This is a genomic window from Ruegeria meonggei, assembly GCF_900172215.1.
Taxonomy (GTDB): domain Bacteria; phylum Pseudomonadota; class Alphaproteobacteria; order Rhodobacterales; family Rhodobacteraceae; genus Ruegeria; species Ruegeria meonggei.
This window is the reverse complement of the sequence record NZ_FWFP01000005.1, coordinates 386,740-403,937: the sequence shown is the minus strand read 5'-3', so window position 1 is coordinate 403,937 and position 17,198 is coordinate 386,740. Positions and strand designations below refer to the sequence as shown.

Annotated in this window: 21 protein-coding genes and 1 pseudogene; 8 read left to right on the top strand and 14 right to left on the bottom strand. The window is 59.0% G+C overall.

Annotation, left to right across the window (positions count from 1 at the left end; translation table 11 throughout):
* Window positions 1–113 (bottom strand): annotated as a pseudogene (gene gcvT, locus RUM8411_RS22510) (glycine cleavage system aminomethyltransferase GcvT); the annotation flags it as partial.
* A gap of 351 nt (window positions 114–464) precedes the next feature.
* Here gcvT and RUM8411_RS11080 point away from each other — a divergent pair.
* The 5 genes from RUM8411_RS11080 to RUM8411_RS11060 are packed head-to-tail and all read left to right on the top strand — an operon-like array spanning window position 465 to window position 4,231.
* Window positions 465–1,115, top strand: coding sequence for a histidine phosphatase family protein (locus RUM8411_RS11080; RefSeq protein WP_085822744.1), 651 nt, complete (start codon window positions 465–467; stop codon window positions 1,113–1,115).
* A 15-nt stretch (window positions 1,116–1,130) separates the two neighbouring features.
* Window positions 1,131–1,745 (top strand): glutathione S-transferase family protein, encoded by a 615-nt coding sequence (locus RUM8411_RS11075; protein WP_085822743.1) that lies wholly within the window; start codon window positions 1,131–1,133, stop codon window positions 1,743–1,745.
* Window positions 1,746–1,758: 13 nt separating this feature from the next.
* Window positions 1,759–2,805: a saccharopine dehydrogenase gene (locus RUM8411_RS11070; protein ID WP_085822742.1), complete on the top strand. Its 1,047-nt coding sequence runs from the start codon at window positions 1,759–1,761 to the stop codon at window positions 2,803–2,805.
* A gap of 12 nt (window positions 2,806–2,817) precedes the next feature.
* The gene (locus RUM8411_RS11065; protein WP_085822741.1) at window positions 2,818–3,066 is read left to right on the top strand and encodes a SemiSWEET family sugar transporter; all 249 of its coding nucleotides are present in this window, start codon (window positions 2,818–2,820) and stop codon (window positions 3,064–3,066) included.
* 22 nt (window positions 3,067–3,088) lie between these two features.
* Window positions 3,089–4,231, top strand: a complete 1,143-nt coding sequence (locus RUM8411_RS11060) for a saccharopine dehydrogenase family protein (RefSeq protein WP_085822740.1) — start codon at window positions 3,089–3,091, stop codon at window positions 4,229–4,231.
* Between the two features lie 34 nt (window positions 4,232–4,265).
* Here the strand turns inward: RUM8411_RS11060 and RUM8411_RS11055 are convergent, their stop codons facing one another.
* The 7 genes from RUM8411_RS11055 to RUM8411_RS11025 all read right to left on the bottom strand — a co-directional run bounded on the left by RUM8411_RS11055 (window position 4,266) and on the right by RUM8411_RS11025 (window position 7,885).
* Entirely contained in the window at window positions 4,266–4,451 is a 186-nt protein-coding gene (locus RUM8411_RS11055; protein ID WP_085822739.1) for a hypothetical protein, read from the bottom strand.
* 480 nt (window positions 4,452–4,931) lie between these two features.
* A complete protein-coding gene (locus RUM8411_RS11050) occupies window positions 4,932–5,132 on the bottom strand; it encodes a DUF1127 domain-containing protein (RefSeq protein WP_085822738.1) in 201 nt (66 codons plus the stop codon).
* A 39-nt stretch (window positions 5,133–5,171) separates the two neighbouring features.
* Window positions 5,172–5,396 carry a DUF1127 domain-containing protein gene (locus tag RUM8411_RS11045; protein WP_234995195.1) on the bottom strand — a complete coding sequence of 75 codons (225 nt, stop codon included), beginning with the start codon at window positions 5,394–5,396 and terminating at the stop codon, window positions 5,172–5,174.
* Between the two features lie 126 nt (window positions 5,397–5,522).
* The gene (locus RUM8411_RS11040; protein WP_159453884.1) at window positions 5,523–6,173 is read right to left on the bottom strand and encodes a hypothetical protein; all 651 of its coding nucleotides are present in this window, start codon (window positions 6,171–6,173) and stop codon (window positions 5,523–5,525) included.
* An 81-nt stretch (window positions 6,174–6,254) separates the two neighbouring features.
* Window positions 6,255–6,608 carry a hypothetical protein gene (locus RUM8411_RS11035; protein ID WP_085822735.1) on the bottom strand — a complete coding sequence of 118 codons (354 nt, stop codon included), beginning with the start codon at window positions 6,606–6,608 and terminating at the stop codon, window positions 6,255–6,257.
* A 98-nt stretch (window positions 6,609–6,706) separates the two neighbouring features.
* Window positions 6,707–7,024 carry a DUF3775 domain-containing protein gene (locus RUM8411_RS11030; RefSeq protein ID WP_085822734.1) on the bottom strand — a complete coding sequence of 106 codons (318 nt, stop codon included), beginning with the start codon at window positions 7,022–7,024 and terminating at the stop codon, window positions 6,707–6,709.
* A gap of 87 nt (window positions 7,025–7,111) precedes the next feature.
* The gene (locus tag RUM8411_RS11025; protein WP_085822733.1) at window positions 7,112–7,885 is read right to left on the bottom strand and encodes a DUF1365 domain-containing protein; all 774 of its coding nucleotides are present in this window, start codon (window positions 7,883–7,885) and stop codon (window positions 7,112–7,114) included.
* Window positions 7,886–8,031: 146 nt separating this feature from the next.
* On the opposite strand from RUM8411_RS11025, the gene RUM8411_RS11020 reads away from it, so the two are divergent.
* From RUM8411_RS11020 to RUM8411_RS11010, 3 genes are read left to right on the top strand one after another with little or no spacing between them, the layout of a single operon-like run.
* Entirely contained in the window at window positions 8,032–8,688 is a 657-nt protein-coding gene (locus tag RUM8411_RS11020; protein WP_085822732.1) for a sigma-70 family RNA polymerase sigma factor, read from the top strand.
* Between the two features lie 10 nt (window positions 8,689–8,698).
* The gene (locus tag RUM8411_RS11015) at window positions 8,699–9,349 is read left to right on the top strand and encodes a ChrR family anti-sigma-E factor (RefSeq protein WP_085822731.1); all 651 of its coding nucleotides are present in this window, start codon (window positions 8,699–8,701) and stop codon (window positions 9,347–9,349) included.
* 59 nt (window positions 9,350–9,408) lie between these two features.
* The gene (locus RUM8411_RS11010) at window positions 9,409–9,807 is read left to right on the top strand and encodes a hypothetical protein (RefSeq protein WP_085822783.1); all 399 of its coding nucleotides are present in this window, start codon (window positions 9,409–9,411) and stop codon (window positions 9,805–9,807) included.
* Between the two features lie 3 nt (window positions 9,808–9,810).
* Here RUM8411_RS11010 and RUM8411_RS11005 read toward each other — a convergent pair whose 3' ends face one another.
* From RUM8411_RS11005 to RUM8411_RS10980, 6 genes are all read right to left on the bottom strand, one after another.
* Window positions 9,811–11,040: a DNA recombination protein RmuC gene (locus tag RUM8411_RS11005; protein ID WP_085822730.1), complete on the bottom strand. Its 1,230-nt coding sequence runs from the start codon at window positions 11,038–11,040 to the stop codon at window positions 9,811–9,813.
* 52 nt (window positions 11,041–11,092) lie between these two features.
* Window positions 11,093–12,958 carry a DNA mismatch repair endonuclease MutL gene (gene mutL / locus RUM8411_RS11000; protein WP_085822729.1) on the bottom strand — a complete coding sequence of 622 codons (1,866 nt, stop codon included), beginning with the start codon at window positions 12,956–12,958 and terminating at the stop codon, window positions 11,093–11,095.
* Between the two features lie 283 nt (window positions 12,959–13,241).
* On the bottom strand, window positions 13,242–14,171 hold the full coding sequence (locus RUM8411_RS10995; protein ID WP_085822728.1) for a metal ABC transporter permease: 930 nt from the start codon (window positions 14,169–14,171) through the stop codon (window positions 13,242–13,244).
* Window positions 14,168–15,373, bottom strand: a complete 1,206-nt coding sequence (locus RUM8411_RS10990; RefSeq protein ID WP_085822727.1) for a metal ABC transporter permease — start codon at window positions 15,371–15,373, stop codon at window positions 14,168–14,170. The genes RUM8411_RS10995 and RUM8411_RS10990 overlap by 4 nt, the downstream gene beginning before the upstream one ends.
* Window positions 15,374–15,376: 3 nt before the next feature.
* Complete coding sequence (locus tag RUM8411_RS10985) at window positions 15,377–16,183, bottom strand: metal ABC transporter ATP-binding protein (protein ID WP_085822726.1); 807 nt, start codon at window positions 16,181–16,183, stop codon at window positions 15,377–15,379.
* Window position 16,184: 1 nt separating this feature from the next.
* On the bottom strand, window positions 16,185–17,138 hold the full coding sequence (locus RUM8411_RS10980) for a metal ABC transporter solute-binding protein, Zn/Mn family (RefSeq protein WP_085822725.1): 954 nt from the start codon (window positions 17,136–17,138) through the stop codon (window positions 16,185–16,187).
* Window positions 17,139–17,198 lie beyond the last annotated feature (60 nt).

The window sequence follows — 17,198 nt, the reverse complement described above, 5'->3', positions numbered from 1 at the left end:
CCCATAATCCCCAAAGGATACTGAACAGGCATCTCCCAGCCCGCAAAATCAACCAGCTTACCACCCAATTCAACATGCAACGAATGCAAAGGAGTGCGTTTAATCTCGGTCATTGTTCCAGCCTTTCAAAAGCCGTTGTTAAAGAATACCGCACATTATCCACCCTGCGTCAAAGTAGTTTTCCGGCCAGCTTCCCACGACCATACCGCAAGTCAACAGGCGTCGAACACTGATCTTTGTCAGGCTGCCACAGCAAGGCTTGCAAACAAGGTATACACCCGCATGCCGCAGTTGCGTTTCTGATAGGAAACTATTTTCCCTCACGCAACACTCTAGTTTGTGAAATGCGGAACACTGTCACGGGGTTCAAGCCCTTCGCCGCGCAGGTTTTTGCCAGATGTCGGCCCAACCCCTCTGGTCCCGGCCTGCAACCTGCCCTAAGACTTCGCCCGAGAGGGGCCGCCATGTCACATATTACACTGGTTCGTCACGGCCAGGCCAACACCGAGGCGCGTGATGAGGAAAGCTATGACAAGCTCAGCGATCTGGGTCACCAGCAGGCGCGCTGGTTGGGCGCGCATCTGCAGTTTACGCGCACCCATTTTCCGCGGGTCTTTTGTGGCACTCTGATCCGCCATAGGGAAACCGCCTCTAGCATGGGTCTGCCTGACCCCATCTGCGATCCCCGGCTGAACGAGATTGAGTACTTCACCATCGCCAAGCTGTTCGAGGAACAACATGGGGTGACAATCCCGACCGACCGCGAAGCGTTTGTGGACCACCTGCCCCAGACCTTTACCGCATGGGCTCGGGGTGAGATCGACAATACCCCCGAGACGTTCGAGCAATTCGAAACCCGCGTATCCGCCGCCCTGCAAGACATCGGAACCGATGGTGGACCTGCGATTGTGGTGACGTCCGGCGGGTTGATTTCGATGGTGGTGCGGCAGGCTATGGGGCTGGATATCCCCTCGATGTCGCGCGTGGCCCTTGCCATAATGAACACGTCAATGCATCGTTTGCACCCAATTGGACCGCAGCTGAGCCCGGTGCTGTTCAACGCCGTTCCGCATCTTGAGGCACCAGACCGGCAATTTGCGCAGACACATCTGTAACCCCGGAGACCCCTGATGCAGCTTTACTATGCCCCCCGCACAATCTCGGTTGCAGTTGCCATTGCCTTGGAAGAAGCCGGGCTGGACTATGAGGCGCTCAAGCTGGACTTTACCGGGGGCGAGCAAACCAAACCCGCCTATAAACAGATCAACCCCAAAGGCCGCGTTCCGGCCCTGGCCGTTGACGGCGGCGTTCTGACCGAAACTGGCGCGCTGCTGGAATATGTTGCTGCCAAGGCCCCCGAGGCCGGGCTGTTGCCCGCTGATCCTGTGATGGCATGCCGAATGCGCGAGGTCATGTTCTACCTGGCCTCAACCATGCATGTGAACCACGCGCATAAATTGCGCGGCCACCGCTGGGCCGACAAGAAATCCAGCTGGAAAGATATGACAAACAAGGTTGCGCAGACAATGACCGCGTCCTGCGATTACATCTGCACCAACGGGCTGCGCGGGCCGTTTGTTCTGGGTGAGGCCGTGTCGCTGGCTGATGCCTATCTGTATGTGGTCTGCAGCTGGCTGGAAGCGGACGGCGTCGATGTCTCGGCCTTTCCCAAAATTCTCGCCTTTCGCGAGGCGATGGAGGCACGTCCATCCGTTCAGGCGGTGCGGGCCGCCGATATGCTGTGACAAAAGGATAAACATGACACATCTCTGGGTCCGGGCCGAGCAGCGCCCGAACGAAGAACGGGTTGGTCTGACCCCCGAAGGGGCCGCCGCGCTAATCGCCGCAGGTATTCGCGTGACGGTCGAGGAAAGCTCGGTGCGGGCCATCCCGATTGACGGCTACAAGGGCGCTGGTTGTGAGATCGCACCAGAGAATTCATGGCCCAAGGCCCCGCTGGATGCGATCATCTTCGGCCTCAAGGAACTGCCCGAGGACGACACGCCCCTGCCCCATTGCCACATCATGTTCGGCCACGCCTATAAGGGTCAGTACTCCGGGCGCGCGCTGTTGCAGCGGTTCAAGGCCGGAGGCGGCACGCTTTATGATCTGGAATACTTGGTGGACGAACTCGGTCGACGCGTTGCCGCCTTTGGCTATTGGGCGGGCTATGCCGGGGCTGCGGTCACGCTGAAAACCTGGGCCGCGCAGCAACGGGACGAGACCTGCCCACCGGTTGGCGTGTACCCGGGCAAAGACACCCTGAACGCCGAACTGCTTGCGGAACTGGACGCCACCGGCGCGCCCCGCCCCCGCGCTATCGTCATCGGTGCCCTGGGCCGCGTCGGCGCCGGCGCTGCGGATCTGTGCAAGGCGATGGGTGTCGCTGTCACCAAATGGGATATGGCCGAGACCGCCAGCGGCGGGCCTTTCCCTGAGATCCTAGACCATGACCTTTTCCTGAACTGCATTTTTGCCCGCCCCGGCACGCCCGTCTTTGTCCCGCACGAGGCGCTGAATGCTCCGCGCGCGCTGTCTGCCATCGGCGATGTCGCCTGTGACCCGGACAGTGATTACAACCCAGTGCCTGTCTATGATCGTGCCACCACCTGGGATCAACCTGCCCTGCGCGTCGCCAGTGATCCAGTTCTGGATGTGATTGCTATCGACAACCTGCCTTCGATGCTGCCGGTAGAAAGCTCGGATGATTATGCCGCGCAGCTTTTACCATCGCTGCTGACCCTGACGGATATTGAATCCGGTGTCTGGGCGCGGGCCCGCGATACGTTCCTCACCCATGTCTAGGGAAGCGCACGCATGGAACACCTGATCGGAGGCGCAGCCGCAGTGCTTGGCACTGTATGTTGGCTGCCCCAGACCCTGAAAACCTGGCGCACCCGCGAGACCAAAGACCTGTCCCTGCCCGCGAACCTATTGATCCTGACCACGCTGACCCTGTGGCTGGCCTATGGGGTGATGATCGCGGCATGGCCACTGATCCTGGGCAATGTGATATCGATCCTGCTTGTCAGCGCGATCGTGATCGCCAAACTGAAATTCGGCTGAACAGCCGCAAAGGAGCTTACGCATGACCATCCATTGGTGTGGCACCGGCCTGTCGGCCATCCCCGGCCTGCGCCGCCTGATCGAGGGCGGGCACAAAGTCACCGTCTGGAACCGGACCATCGACAAGGCCAAAGCCGAAATCGGCGACCTGACCGATGACATCCGCGCCTTTGACATCGACGCCTTGGGCGGCGTGTTGGAACAGGGCGATGTAATTGTATCTATGCTGCCCGGCGATTGGCACGTACCGCTGGCAGAGCTGGCAATCGCGCACAAAGCGCACTTTGTCTCGTCCTCGTATATCGCGCCCGAGATGCGCGCGCTGGACGACAAGGCACGTGCGGCCGGTGTTGCGCTGGTCAACGAGGTCGGACTTGACCCGGGCATCGACCACCTCATGGCGCATGCGCTGATCGACGATTACCGCGCCTCAAGCGCGTTTGATGCGCAGAACCACCTGAGCTTTATTTCTTACTGTGGCGGCATCCCCAAGAACCCCAACCCGTTTCGGTATAAGTTCAGCTGGTCCCCTCTGGGCGTGCTGAAAGCCCTGCGCTCGCCTTCGAAATCGATCCGCGACTACGCGCCACTGGACGTCGCCCGCCCCTGGGACGCAATCACCAGCTATATCGCACCGCTGCCAACACCCGAAAGTTTTGAAGTCTATCCGAACCGCGACTCGATCCCGTTCATGGAAGAGTACCAGTTCGAAAAGCACTGGCCGGTGCGCGAATTCGTCCGCGGAACCCTGCGCCTGAACGGATGGGCTGATGCGTGGGCTGATGTGTTCCGGGAAATCGAAACCCTGTCCGGCCCCGAAGGCGATGCGCGCCTGAAAGAAATGTCGGACCAGTTCTGGGACGAAAACGCCTATGACAAGGGCGAGCCCGACCGCGTGGTGCTGTGCGTGGGCCTCAAGGCCGAGAAGGATGGCATTGCGGTTTGGCACAAGACCTATGTCATGGACGCCTGGGGTGACGCGCGCGGCACCGCCATGGCGCGGCTTGTCTCAATCCCAGTGTCGCTGGCGGTCGAAGCGGTTCTGAACCGCGCCATCGCCGTGGGTGTTCACGCCGCGCCCCGCGATCCGAAACTGGTGCAAAGCTGGATGGCCGAGATCGATTCCTTGGCGCAGCACCTGCAGATCGTGGATCAAATGAAGTAAACGGCTGGCACCGCCCACAACCGGGGCGGTGTCTTCAGTTCAAGACGGCCTGCGCCAGATCGACGAGACTCCAGCTCCAATTTGGTCCAAAATGATACTCGCACATGCGTTTCAGTTCCGCTTCTTTTCCAGCCTCTTCAAAAGAGACAAACCGGGCATCATTCACACATTCAAAAGCCCGGTGATGAATAAGGAATTGAGAGGCTTGATCCGGTGACATACCCGGTCCTACGTGAATAGCTCCGCCGCAAAGGCCCCTGTTGGAAACCACCCTCGGATGACGCTTATGAACTGCACATACAAGCACCTTGAGCCCAGACCGCTGGTAAACCTCCAGCCGGGGGGTCTAAACGGGGGCAGCAGCTTATCAGGATGGCCGGATCAAAGCCGCCAAGGCCCAAAAGACGGGTGCAGTTCCCAATAGCTTTTTCTGGATCGGTTTCACGCGCCCGGCACCCTTCCGTCAACTCTGTGATCAGCGCGTTTCGCTGCTGCTTTTAAAACAGCAAAAAGGCCCAAGATCAGGCAAACGGCCAACAGCCTTACAATATTTCCACTCAGAAGCCCGCCTCTTAGAAAATAAATCAACTATAGCGCGGTCTTTCTGCAGCGAATTCTCGCCGTCTACCACCTTGAGAAACGGTATCCAGCGATGCAGGCGCGACAGCTTAGGGCTTTATTTGTCTTGAGTTGCATGCGCTCAGATAAAACGCTCGATCGTGTTGTCGATATCGATGCGATTGATCCCAATCTCTGCCAGCTGTTGATCGGACAAGCGCCCTAGCTCTTGCGCGGCACGCACAATATCGGATCTAACCGCCTGAACACGCATCGCACGATCAAAAAGCAACACCGCACTGGCAGTGTTCGAGACGTCATAAGTTGGTTGTGAATCCAGCATTTTATCCTCCGTTTCGATAGGCACTGATCGGCGCTTGGGTTACTGGTAGGGCTGTTGGTGATAAGCGCTCTGATATGCGCGATCTTTGATTTCGGCCCGAGGAACACCGATGTCGTTCAGTTGTTTGTCGCTCAACGCTTCGAGGTGGTGAACGGTTTTGCCGTAAACCCTGCGGCGAAAATGTTCGACCCTGGCTTCGGCATAGTCGGAAAACAAACCGAAAAAGAGACCTTTCTGCGGGGTGACTGTCTGTGCATATCCCATTTCTTCCTCCATAAAATCCGAGTTACGTTGTTGGTCACAACTCAAATTAAGGAGGCCTGTGTTAACACCGCAGGAAAGGCAGATTAAGGTTGGTTAATATCGGCCGAGAAGTGTGGGATTGGGCAATCAGTTCAAATGTACATGTGCCAGATCAACCAAGTTTCGGCGCAGTTCGGACGTAAATATGTTTGCCTGAACCCTTTTTTCTGGGTCATCCCCTGGCTGCGCAATATAGAGCGGACAGATGTATTTTTCTGGGAAGATACAATCGAACACGCGGTTTACGACAATGAAGCGTTCAGCAGAATTCGAAGGATCTCCCTGCAGCGCCGCGGTTTGCCCTAAATGCAAAGCTTGAATACCGTACTTGCTCCGCTCATATTCTTGCTCATAGAGCTCACCTACAGTCCGCAAACCAGCTTCAAGCAGTTTGTCCCCAAGATAATCAAAGTGTTCCCCCATGAGTTCAAGGGCATCTTGGCAGCTTAGTTCCGGATAGGATGTGCGCCTCTCGGGAAACAGGGGCGGGCATTCTGACCCAGTCCAAAGACATGTCCCATAGTAGTAACTTAATAAGTTCTCGTTCAGCGGATCGCGTCTTAGGGCTTCGGTGAGCACCTTGACCGCTGACGCATATTGAATTTCTTCATCAATGTACGTCCACCAGGCTTTTGAAATCCATTTTCGGTCTGGGTAAGTCGCCGCGAGATGCGCGTAATAACTATTTGTTTCGTCAGCTGAACCCATGGACCGTAACAGCAATCCCTTCATTTTCATGGAATAGTCATTCTCTGGCGCGATCTTCAACGCTGCCTCAATCGCAACCATCGCAGCCGGATAGTTTTCGGCGCGAGCGAACTACCACGCTTTCCACTGCAACGGCACTTCGCTCTTTGGATCTGCCGCAATGGCAAGATCAACCTCGCGCAAGACCCCCTCGGCATCCTTCAATAACATGTAGGCGCGCATGCGATGACGATGGATCAGGGAAACATGCTGCGGGATCGGCACCACCATTGCCGATTGGGCGTCGGCACAGGCCACCAGCGCGTCTTCGGGGTCATCGATCCCGTTTGCACAGGCGTTCAGCAAAATTTGGTTCTGGTGCCGGACGTACACCATTGCCGCCGTAATCATGATCACCACAAGCGCGGCGATCCGAACAACCGGGACGCTGCGGTTCTTGGTCTGAATAGGAGAATCGAAACTCATTGCAATCAACCTGAGACTTAAATCGCCTCAGTGCTTCAATATCGTTTTAGTCAAGTCCACCTTTCGGGCCAGACAGACGGAAACTGTTGCCAATACGCCTACATCAGGTCGTTCTCGACATCCTCGGCCGAGATACCCAGCGCATCCAGACCGTTCTCCAGATGATCCGACATGTGTGGTGTGCCGATCAGGTAGTCGGCACAAGGGGTCGAGGCCTCTGACTTGGCGGTGGCGATGGCCTCTGCCAGATCCTCGGGGAAAAAGCTCTCGCGCCCAACCCACATGACGGCGACCAGTTCGGCCTGCTCGTCTTCGCCCATGCGCTCGATAAAGGCGCGCAGCTCGCCCTCGGCCCGGCCCAGTTCACGCCCCATCATGGCGACCTGAGCGATTTTTCTTGCCGAGATTTCCAACATGACCCAACTCCTCGTGTTCGCGGTTTTCACCCTCCACCAAGCATTGCGCGCGCCTTGAGTCTTTGATCTTACGCAAACAAGCGTCGCTTAGGGGTCGCGGATCCGGGAAACCGGATGGTCGGGAACCGGGGCCTTGCGGAACGGGCGAAACCTGGCCTTTTTCACCCACAGTTTCAGCGCCTGCCAAAGGATCAGGGTAAAGGCCCGGCGCGCGCCAAACGGGCGGCGCAGCAGCGACCACAGGATCGTGCGGTTTGTCAGCGGTGCACGCGGGCCGGTCAGTGTTGCGATCAGGCCGCCGTTTTCACGTCCATAGTCGATCCAAACCCCCACCCGGTCCGGGCGATAGTCGAAACGGAACGTATAGGTGCCTTCGACCTCTTGAAACGGTGAGACATGCATCAGCTTGGTCGCCACGATACGGTCCGAAGGCTGAATTGGCGCAAAATTAGGAGTATGGCACAGATAGCTGTGGCGCGTGCCAAAAGTGTTGGTGACCTCGGACACAACGGCGTAAAGCTGGTCTTCTGCATCGAAACAAAACCAGAAGCTGACCGGGTTGAACACATGGCCCATAACCCGGGGCTGGGTCAGCAGGGTGATGCGATCCGGCTGGGTCACGCCCAGATTGCCGAACTGTTCACGCAGCCAAACCGCGCCGCGGCCTTGCCCCGGTGTGCCTCCGTGATCGCGATCGCGCCAGTTTGTGATATTGGCCCGGTTCACTGAAAACAGCGCAGGTGTCCCCGGACGGGTTTCGGGGTCCAGCAGGATATAGTCGATCGAATAGCGAAAGGCGTTTTCAATCGCGCCCTTTCGCCCGTGAAACGTATGACCTGCGATATGGTCGACCGTGTTCATCCCGTTTTGTCCATTCTGCCTGTAAACCGTTCAAACGGCGCTGTTTTCCTCAGCCATCCGTACTATTCACTACGAAACTTAGCGCCGTTCGGATCAAATTGGCCAATTAAAGTGATCCGGCTTTGGTTGCGCCGCGTAATGTGGTTATGTTTACCGAGATCGATACCGTGACCTTGGATGAACCGGCGACCGAAAGGTCATCAACAAAACCTTGGCGCGCCAAGAGACGCATCAGGGGCAAGCCGGTGAACAGAGCGGATGACAGTTGTGACACCAAAACTGAGTGGGTGAGCCACGTCAGCCGCATTCGGGATGCGCAGGATCAGGCGGCTTTTGCTGAACTGTTCCAGCACTTCGCGCCGCGGATCAAAGCGTTCCTGATCAAGTCGGGATCCGATGTAACGCTGGCCGAAGAATGCGCGCAAGAGGTTATGGCGACCTTGTGGCACAAGGCGCATTTGTTCGATCCGACAAGGGCGACCGTGGCCACTTGGGTGTTCACGATCGCCCGAAACAAGCGCATCGACGTGCTGCGCAAACAACGCCGCCCCGAGCCCGAAGAACTGGGTTGGGGTCCCAAGGCAGAGCCCGAACAGGATGACGTTCTAGCACTGCAACAAGAAACCGCGCAGCTGCGTGACGCTTTGACCGCGTTGCCAGAGGCGCAAAGACAACTGATCGAGAAGGCCTACTTCGGAGATCTGAGCCATCGAGAGATTGCATCTCAGACAGGGTTGCCTTTGGGTACGATCAAATCACGTATACGGCTGGCGCTGGACCGCCTGCGCCATGCAATGAACTGAGATGACGACGATGAGCAACAAGATTAAACATCACCTCACGGACGACCTGCTGATGGCCTATGCAGCGGGCAGCTTGCCCGAAGCTTTCGATCTGATGGTCGCCACACATCTGTCTCTGTGTGACCACTGCCGCGCGCGGGCGGAAAGCTTTGATGCTATTGGTGGATGCGTTCTGCAGGATCAGGAGGCAAGCGCCGGGATGAGCGATGGCTCTTTGGCCGCGACCATGGCGATGATCGCAAAAGGCGCGCCAATTGCCAAACCAAGTCCCCCCGGCTGTTCGGTTCTGCCTGCTCCCTTGCGGGATTACGTCGGCGGCGATGTGAACGCCATTCGTTGGCGGTCCATTGGCATGGGGGTAAAACAGGCCATTTTACCGACCACGCGCGATGCCAGTGCACGGTTGCTGTTTATCCCGGCAGGCGCGGCGGTTCCAGATCACAGCCATCATGGCACCGAATTGACCATGGTTCTGCAAGGCGCGTTTTCCGATGAAGTAGACCACTTCGCGCGTGGTGACGTTGAGATAGCAGACGAAGACCTGCACCACACGCCAACGGCGGATATCACCGAGGACTGTATATGCCTGGCGGTCACCGACGCACCGCTGAAGTTCAGCAAGTTGATGCCGCGGCTGTTTCAGCCCTTCCTTCGCATCTGAACCATCGGGCCAAATCGTACTTCGCTGGCCCGACACCCCAAATGGTGGAGTGTACCAAGATGATAAAATCTCTGGCCCTTGTTCTGAGCCTGATTGCCTCAGCCGCCGTGGCGCAGAGGGTGTCTGACGTGATGTTTGAACCGGGTAACTTCGGCACTATGGTCAACGGGACAATAACCGGGAACGAGTATTTCGACTATAGGCTCGGCGCACAGTCCGGGCAGGAGTTGTTTGCCGAACTTCAGGTCAGTAACACCAATGGCAACGGGGTAATCTATTTCAATATCCTGCCTCCAGGCAGCGATGGAGAGGCGATCTATATTGGCTCGATCAACGGCAACACCGCTCGCATCGACCTACCGCAGGACGGAGATTACACGATACGCGTCTATCTGATGGGCAATGATCGGGACACCGGCAAGACGGTCGGCTACAATCTGGATCTGTCGATCCAGTAAGGCTCAGGCCTCGGATTTACCAAGCGGCACCACATTGGCGTGATCGTCGGTGGCCAGTTCCTCGAAATCGAAATTGTCCAGCCGCTGCGCCCGGCGTCCGGCCTTTTCGGCGCTGATCTTGATTTCTGAGATATCCTTGGCCGCCTGTCCGAAATGCCGGTCCAGATTGGACACACGGTCGCCCAGACGATCCACATCTTTATGCAGCAGGCCCAGTTCCTTGCGGATTGCACCCGTCTGTTCGCGCATCCGCGCATCCTTCAGGATCGCCCGCATCGTATTCAACGTCGCCATGCAGGTGGTGGGCGAGACGATCCAGACACGTTTGTTGAAACTCTCCTGCACCAGCTCCGGGAACTTGGCGTGCAGTTCGGCATAGACCGCCTCGGACGGTAGGAACATCAGCGCGCCATCAGCGGTTTCACCATCGAGAATGTATTTCTCGGAGATGTCGTTGATATGCTTGCGCACCGTGGTCCGGAACATCTGCACGGCTGCTTTCAGCTCCATGTCGTTGGACGAGCCGATCAGCGCCTCATAGGCCTCCAGCGGGAATTTGCTGTCGATCACAATCGGCCCCGGGGGGTTCGGCAGATGGATCAGACAATCCGCCCGACGCCCGTTCGACAGCGTCGCCTGCAGCTTGAAACTGTCCGCGGGCAGCGCCTTGGAGACGATATCGTTCAGCTGAATTTCACCAAAGGCGCCGCGTGTCTGCTTGTTCGACAGGATATCCTGCAGTGACAACACGTCGCCGGACAGTTTGGTGATATTGTCCTGCGCCTTGTCGATGGCGGCCAGCCGTTCCTGCAGTTGCGTCAACGAGGTCGCAGTCTGTTTCGAGGACCCATGCAGCGATTCCTTCATCCGTTCCTGCATCTCGGCCAACGCCCGCGCGGATTTCATCGCATTATCCGCCAGCCGGTCATTCATCTGCTGCTGCACTGAGGACAGGCGCGATTCGACCGTCTGGATCACCTGCACCTGCGCATTGGCCTGCGTGTCAGAGACATGCTGCAACCCGCCGCGCATCTGCTCTTGCCCCTGTCCCAGCTGTTGCACATGCTGACCTAAATGCGCCATCTGCCGCGCCAGCGGTTCCGCCATCCGCGCAGACCGGTTGGCAGCGCGCAGCGACAGGAACAACAACAGCAGGATCAGGGCCACCAGCCCGCCGCCGATCAGGATCACCGGGTCGTTCAATGCATATTGGGTGCCTGAAATCTCAATCATGTCGCCTCGGATGTTCTTGTTTTATTCTTCATAGCCCGGCAAGGGCGCAGGATCAACTGCGTCCGAACAGACGTTCGATATCGGCCAGCTTCAGTTCCACATAAGTCGGCCGCCCATGGTTGCACTGGCCGGAATGGGGCGTCGCCTCCATCTCTCGCAGCAGGGCGTTCATTTCCTCAGCCCGCATCCGGCGGCCCGAGCGGATCGAGCCATGGCAGGCCACCCGGCTCAGGATCGCCTCGATCCGTGCCTGCACCATCTGGCTTTCGCCCTGATCGGCCAGCTCATCCAGGATATCCAGGATCATCGCGCGGGCATCGACCTCACCCAGTATGGCGGGCGTTTCACGTACCGCGACCGCGCCACCGCCAAAGCGCTCAATGGTCAGGCCAAAGCGCGTAAGATCCTCGGCGACGGCCATCAGGCGCGTGCATTCGCCTTCGGACAGCTCAACAATCTCGGGGATCAGCAGCGCTTGCGCGGCGACGCCGTTCTCGGTCATCTGAGTCTTGAGCTTCTCATAAACCAGCCGCTCATGCGCTGCGTGCTGGTCGACGATTACCATCCCGTCCGCAGTCTGGGCGATGATGTAGTTCTCATGCACCTGCCCGCGCGCAGCACCCAGGGGCAAGTCCTGTGCGGGTGGCTCCGTCGCCAGGGCCTCGGGCATCGTGACAGGTGTGGGGTCAACAAAATTACCGCTGTAATCCTTGGCCAGCTCGGCAAAACCGGGCGCTTGCGCGCGATAGGCAGCCTGCCGCGCCGCAGGTGAGGGGCGGTCCATCTGATACACGCGCGCCGGGGTCGATTGCGCGGGCTCGGGCCGCATCGCCCCCAGCGTTGCATTGGCCACAGTCGAGGAGGCCCGGTGCCCGGCCTCGGCCAGCGCATGGCGCAAGGCCGAGACGATCAGCCCGCGCGCCACTCCGGGATCGCGGAACCGGACCTCGGATTTCGCGGGATGCACGTTGACGTCCACCAGAGTCGGATCGCAGTCGATAAACAACGCCGCCGCCGGATGGCGGTCGCGGCTGAGGAAATCGAAATAAGCCGCCCGCAACGCCCCGGTCAACATCTTGTCCCGGACAGGCCGTCCGTTGACAAACAGATACTGCGCTACAGCCGCCCCTCGGGAATAGGTCGGTAGGGCCGCATAACCATACAGCCGGATCCCATCGCGGGTGGCGTCGATTTGCAGGGCGTTCTCAGCGAACTCGCGCCCGATCACCCGCGCCAGTCGGGCATGTAGCGCGTCAAACAGATCACCATTCTCGCGGTCGGCACGGAAGGTCACGCGCCCCTCACCCCCGCCCGAGACATCGCGCAGCGTGAAGGTGATCGATGGTTCGGCCATGGCCAGACGTTTGACTGTATCGTTGATTGCCTGCGCTTCGGCCCGGTCGGTGCGCATGAATTTCAACCGCGCTGGCGTCGCAAAGAACAGATCGCGCAGCTCGACCACTGTGCCCGCGCGCAGGGCGGCGGGTTTAACCGCCTCGACCGACCCACCGGACACGTGGATCGCAGCCCCTTCGCCACCCGGAACGCGACTGGTGATAGTCAACCGCCCAACCGCACCCAGCGAGGGCAGCGCCTCACCGCGAAAGCCGAAGGTGTGAATATTCAGCAAATCCGAGCCGTCTATCTTGGACGTCGCGTGACGGGACAGCGCCAAGGGCAAATCATCGGCAGAAATTCCGCAGCCATCGTCGGTCACGCGAATCAATGTCTTGCCGCCGTCAGCGATGTCGATCGCAATCCGGTTCGCCCCGGCATCGATGGCATTTTCCACCAACTCCTTCACAGCCGAGGCCGGTCGCTCCACCACTTCACCGGCGGCAATGCGGTTGATGGCAGCGTCGTCAAGCTGTCGGATTACCGGTCGGTTTTCGCTGATATTGGGGTTTGCCTGCACCATACCACCAGACCTAGCACAAGCTTGCGCGATTCTGCCACTGGTTTGAAGGCTCTAATTTGAACGAGAGGGGGCGTTCGAACAATCGCGCCGCGCCGGTGGTATCAGACGACGATCAAGGTCACGATTGCTCGAACGATCGGAAGTGAGTGGTGGTCATTTAACTGTCAGTGATTGGTGAACTAACATGAAAAATGGCATGAGGTTCATTAACTCTGACTGCCTTATTCATCTGGGCAAAGATCAGCCGACAGGCCGCAGGGTGGGGTGGCAGGAACATGCCGTGTCAAGCCGTACCCGGGGCGCCTGCACGGTTTCGGCACGGCCCCCAAACCGCGGCGCAGGCCAGAATCAGACCAGACATCGTAGCAATCATACCTGCAGCGCTGACGGCGTCTGTGCTGCCCAGCCACAAAGGGCCGTATCCGGCCAGAACATAGCCAGAGACGGCGGACAGGACGGCAAAGCCCACGCTCCAGGCGATCTGGGTTTCAAGCCGATTTGTCATCATCCGTGCCGCGGCTGGCGGGCAGATGAACATGGCAATCACGATGATCGAACCGACTGCGTCAAAGGCGGCCACAGCGGCAATCGCCGCAATGATGACCAGCGCCATGCCCAGTGCGCCGGTACGAATACCGATCGTGCGGGCAAACCCTTCGTCAAAGGTCGAGATCTTCAGGGGGCGCCAGAACAGCCAGATAAACAGGATTACCCCGATCAGGGTCAGCGCGATCCGGGGTAGTTCGGGCGGCAAACCGGCCAGCGCCTCAGTGTCCCATAGCGACGACCAGCCAACGGCATCCAGCCAGATCAGGCTTTCCAGATTTCCGTACAACGCATGTTCCACGTCCAGATGCACGGTTGAGGTATCGGTCTGCTCCAGCAACAGAACGCCACCAGCGAACATGGTAGTAAAGACAACACCCATCGCTGCGCCCGGTTCGATCTGGCCCAACCGGCGGATCGCCTCGATCATCACCACTGCCACCACGGCCGCGCCCGCCGCGCCAAGCATCATCGGCCAGGTCGAGATCGCGCCGGTCAGCAGAAAGGCCACTACGATACCGGGCAAAACCACATGGCTGATTGCATCCCCGATCAGGGCCTGTTTGCGCAATACCAGAAAGTTGCCGGGCAACGCGCAGGCGATGGCCGCGAAGGTGCCGATCAGCAAAGGTGTCAACGACAGGGGGACAAATTCCTCACCGCTCATGAGGGCACCCCCTGCGGGCCGCCAATCAGGCGGTCGATCTCGGTGATCTGGTCCTGGGTTAGAACCGTTTCGATGTCACGCAGCCCATCATACAACGCGGCTGTGGCCTCATGCGCCTGATCGGCGCGCACCACCTCCCACCGCTTTTCGTCGCGCAGGGCCTTGGCGGCGCGCGCTTTGCCTGCTTCGGTGGCGACACCGTCAGCACGAGCCAGACCGGCCCGCTTCAACAGGCGCAGGGTCAGCGGTTCATAAATTTTCTGGTCTTGCGCCAGTGCCAGCAGACCCTGACGGATATGCACCCGGCGCTGGAATTTCAAATGCTGTAGAACTGCGGCCAGAACACCACGCACAGGAGCCAGCAACAGGGACAGCGCGAAGAAGGCAAAGCTGACCAGAACAATGATCGGGCCAGTTGGCAAGTTCGGAGCCGAGGCCGACAGCGCCGCGCCCAGATATCCGGCCAAACCACCTGCCAGACCCGCCAGAAGCACCACGCGGTCCGACCGATCAGTCCAGAACCGCGCCGTGACCGGCGGGATGATCAGCAAGGCCACAATCAGGATCAGCCCTACGATCTTCAGGCCAACAACCGTGACCGCCATCACCAGCCCCATCATCGCCAGATCGATCCGATGCACCGGCAAACCTCGGGCTGCGGCATATTCTGGGTCAAACGCCACCATGGTCATCGGACGCCGGATGATCATCACCAGAACCAGCGTCGCCGCGCCACCAATCGCGATGATCAGCGCATCCGCCCAGAGCATCCCCGCGGTTGAGCCCAGCAAAAACCCCTCGAGCCCCGCCTGTCGACCAACGCCCATGGTCTGGATCACGGTCAGCAAAACGATGCCAAAGCCGAAGAACACCGACAGGATCGCGCCAATGGCTGCGTCCTCGGCCAGGCGCGTGCGGCGGGTCAGCCAGTTCATGCATAACAGGCCGATCCAGGCGGAAATCGCCGACCCGGCCAGCAGCCCAATCAGGTTGCGCCCATCCCCACCAAACGCGACCAGCACCATGAAGGCCAGGCACACGCCCGGCAGGGTCGCATGGCTGATCGCATCGCTGACCAGCGCACGTTTGCGCAGAAACAGAAAGGTCCCGGTCACTCCGGCCGACACCCCCAGCAAAGTCGCGCCAACGGCGACCAGTGTGGCGTTATAGCCCAACTGCAGAGTCAGCGCGTCCCAAAGCATGTGTTATCCCAGCGCGCGCGAGATCTGGTCGATCTGAGCGGTGGCCAGACGACCGCCATAAGCGGATTGCAGGGTCTCGGCGGTAAAGGCTTGGGCCACGGGCCCTTCGACCACTTTGCGAGTGTTGATCAGGAACACATGGTCAAAATAATCGGTGACGGTGGCCAGATCGTGATGCACGACCACGACAGTCTTGCCGCCCTCTCTCAGCGATTTCAGTACTTCGATGATGGCCTTTTCGGTGGCCGCATCAACCCCGGCGAACGGTTCATCCAGCAGGTAGAGGTCCGCATCCTGCGCCAGCGCGCGGGCCAGAAAGACCCTCTGTTGTTGTCCGCCCGAAAGCTGACCGATCTGACGATCCGCAAAATCACGCATGCCCACCCGGCGCAGGCAATCCATTGCAGAGGCCATATGCCGTGCGCGTACCCGGCCCAACAGACCCAACTGGCGTGACAGGCCCATCAAAACCACATCGATCACACGGGTGGGGAAGTCCCAATCCACGCTGGCGCGCTGCGGCACATAGGCGATACGCGCGCGTTGATCTGCCAGTGGCTTGCCATAGACGGTAACCTGTCCCGACAGTGGTGATACAATCCCCAGAGCCGCCTTGAGCAGGGTGGATTTACCCGCACCATTCGGCCCGATGATCGCTGTCATTGCACCCGGTTGCACCGTCATATCCACAGAAAACACAGCCGGTTTCTGTCCGTAGGAAACGGTCAGACCCCGAATGGCAAGCGGGCTGTCCTCAACGCTGCGTTCTGCGACGGAAACACCCTGATCTGCGGCCAGCTCCAGCGTCATCTCAAAACCCCGCCGACAATTTGCCGTTCATACCGCGGCCGGGAACATCCGCGCCCAGCGCACCGGCAATGACCGTGATATTATGGTCCAGCATCCCGATATACGTACCCTCATAGGTGCCCGGCTCGCCCATGGCATCGGAATAAAGCTCTCCGCCCACACCAACGTCATGGCTTTTTGCAGCCGCCCCTTCGATCAGCGCCCGCATCGACCGATCGGATACCGAGCTTTCCACGAACACCGCCGTCAATTGCTTGTTCACCAGCGTATCGACCAGTTCGCCGATCCGGTTCAGACCAGCCTCGGACTGGGTCGAGATGCCCTGAATGCCCAGCACCTCATAGCCGTATTCGGCGCCGAAATACCCAAAGGCATCATGCGCTGTGACCAGCACGCGGTTGTCTTCGGGCACAGCGGCCAGTGCCCGCGCACCGTAGGCTTCCAACTGATCCATCTCGGCAAGAAAGGTCTGCGTATTGGCAGCAAAGACTTCAGCGGCTTCGGGGCGGGCCTCGGTCAGCGCTTTTTGTACTTCGACCACCACATCGCGCCACAGAACCGGGCTCATCCAGACATGCGGGTCGTATTTGTCGGCATAATCATCATGCGCGCGCAGCTTTGCGGGATCGACTCCTTCGGCCACGGCCACCACGTTGCGTTTGCGGCCCAGATCGTGGAAAAAATCTTCCATCTGTGCTTCCAGATACAACCCATGCCACAGGATCAGATCTGCACGCGTCATGGCCACGATATCAGTGCGCGTCTGGCGATAGGCGTGCGGATCGACGCCGGGGCCCATCAAGCCCTTCACCTCAACCTGATCGCCGCCGACCTGACGCGCCGCATCAGCGATCATGCCGGTTGTGGCGACCACTTTCAGGGGCGCTTCGGCCCAGGCCGTCAATGGCAATGCAGCGGCAAATGCCAATGCTGCAATAAAGCTGCGACGAATCATGTCAAACCCCGATTTAAGTGTCTCTTGAGAATGAATATGCGAACCATTCGCAATTAAGTC

What these genes read in the sequence shown, in the direction of transcription:
- RUM8411_RS11050 (WP_085822738.1), bottom strand. Translation starts at nt 5,132, where the DNA reads ATGCTGGATTCACAACCAACTTATGACGTCTCGAACACTGCCAGTGCG.
- RUM8411_RS10990 (WP_085822727.1), bottom strand. Translation starts at nt 15,373, where the DNA reads ATGCTTTGGGACGCGCTGACTCTGCAGTTGGGCTATAACGCCACACTG.
- RUM8411_RS11025 (WP_085822733.1), bottom strand. Translation starts at nt 7,885, where the DNA reads ATGAACACGGTCGACCATATCGCAGGTCATACGTTTCACGGGCGAAAG.
- RUM8411_RS11065 (WP_085822741.1), top strand. Translation starts at nt 2,818, where the DNA reads ATGGAACACCTGATCGGAGGCGCAGCCGCAGTGCTTGGCACTGTATGT.
- RUM8411_RS11020 (WP_085822732.1), top strand. Translation starts at nt 8,032, where the DNA reads ATGTTTACCGAGATCGATACCGTGACCTTGGATGAACCGGCGACCGAA.
- RUM8411_RS11080 (WP_085822744.1), top strand. Translation starts at nt 465, where the DNA reads ATGTCACATATTACACTGGTTCGTCACGGCCAGGCCAACACCGAGGCG.
- RUM8411_RS11060 (WP_085822740.1), top strand. Translation starts at nt 3,089, where the DNA reads ATGACCATCCATTGGTGTGGCACCGGCCTGTCGGCCATCCCCGGCCTG.
- RUM8411_RS10980 (WP_085822725.1), bottom strand. Translation starts at nt 17,138, where the DNA reads ATGATTCGTCGCAGCTTTATTGCAGCATTGGCATTTGCCGCTGCATTG.
- RUM8411_RS11075 (WP_085822743.1), top strand. Translation starts at nt 1,131, where the DNA reads ATGCAGCTTTACTATGCCCCCCGCACAATCTCGGTTGCAGTTGCCATT.
- RUM8411_RS10985 (WP_085822726.1), bottom strand. Translation starts at nt 16,183, where the DNA reads ATGACGCTGGAGCTGGCCGCAGATCAGGGTGTTTCCGTCGCAGAACGC.
- RUM8411_RS11045 (WP_234995195.1), bottom strand. Translation starts at nt 5,396, where the DNA reads ATGGGATATGCACAGACAGTCACCCCGCAGAAAGGTCTCTTTTTCGGT.
- RUM8411_RS11040 (WP_159453884.1), bottom strand. Translation starts at nt 6,173, where the DNA reads ATGAAAATGAAGGGATTGCTGTTACGGTCCATGGGTTCAGCTGACGAA.
- mutL (WP_085822729.1), bottom strand. Translation starts at nt 12,958, where the DNA reads ATGGTGCAGGCAAACCCCAATATCAGCGAAAACCGACCGGTAATCCGA.
- RUM8411_RS11005 (WP_085822730.1), bottom strand. Translation starts at nt 11,040, where the DNA reads ATGATTGAGATTTCAGGCACCCAATATGCATTGAACGACCCGGTGATC.
- RUM8411_RS11015 (WP_085822731.1), top strand. Translation starts at nt 8,699, where the DNA reads ATGAGCAACAAGATTAAACATCACCTCACGGACGACCTGCTGATGGCC.
- RUM8411_RS11010 (WP_085822783.1), top strand. Translation starts at nt 9,409, where the DNA reads ATGATAAAATCTCTGGCCCTTGTTCTGAGCCTGATTGCCTCAGCCGCC.
- RUM8411_RS11055 (WP_085822739.1), bottom strand. Translation starts at nt 4,451, where the DNA reads ATGTCACCGGATCAAGCCTCTCAATTCCTTATTCATCACCGGGCTTTT.
- RUM8411_RS11030 (WP_085822734.1), bottom strand. Translation starts at nt 7,024, where the DNA reads ATGTTGGAAATCTCGGCAAGAAAAATCGCTCAGGTCGCCATGATGGGG.
- RUM8411_RS11070 (WP_085822742.1), top strand. Translation starts at nt 1,759, where the DNA reads ATGACACATCTCTGGGTCCGGGCCGAGCAGCGCCCGAACGAAGAACGG.
- RUM8411_RS11035 (WP_085822735.1), bottom strand. Translation starts at nt 6,608, where the DNA reads ATGAGTTTCGATTCTCCTATTCAGACCAAGAACCGCAGCGTCCCGGTT.
- RUM8411_RS10995 (WP_085822728.1), bottom strand. Translation starts at nt 14,171, where the DNA reads ATGAGCGGTGAGGAATTTGTCCCCCTGTCGTTGACACCTTTGCTGATC.